At 74.1% G+C, this 421-nt stretch carries 1 pseudogene; it reads left to right on the plus strand.

Annotation, left to right across the window (positions count from 1 at the left end):
• A pseudogene (locus tag MKK75_RS27265) lies at positions 1–421 on the plus strand (autotransporter domain-containing protein); the annotation flags it as partial.

Below are 421 nucleotides of genomic sequence, written 5' to 3' on the forward strand. Positions count from 1 at the left end.
CCCCCACCGGCCCCGTGGCGGGCACGGTTCCGTGCGGTGCGGGCGGCGTGCTAGGAGGGGCGCGCACGCTGGGCGGGGTCAGCGCACGGTCGGGCGGCACGGTGTCGCCGGGCAACTCGTGCGGCACGCTCACCGTCACCGGCCACGCCGCCTTCGCGGCCGGCTCGACCTACCGGGGAGAGGCAAACGCCGCGTGCAAAGCAGAACGGATCACCGCCGCCGTACAGGCCGTGCTCGCGGGCGGCACCGTCCAGGTGCTGGCCGCCTCAGGTGCCTACGGCCCACGCACCACCTACACGATCCTGTCGGCCGCCGGCGGTGTGTCGGGCCAGTTCGCCAGCGTCACGTCGAACCTCGCCTTCCTCTCGCCGGGCCTGCGCTACCTGCCGAACGACGTCGACCTGACGCTCACCCGCAACGA

It is taken from the genome of Methylobacterium sp. J-030, from assembly GCF_022829545.1.
Classification (GTDB): Bacteria; Pseudomonadota; Alphaproteobacteria; order Rhizobiales; family Beijerinckiaceae; genus Methylobacterium.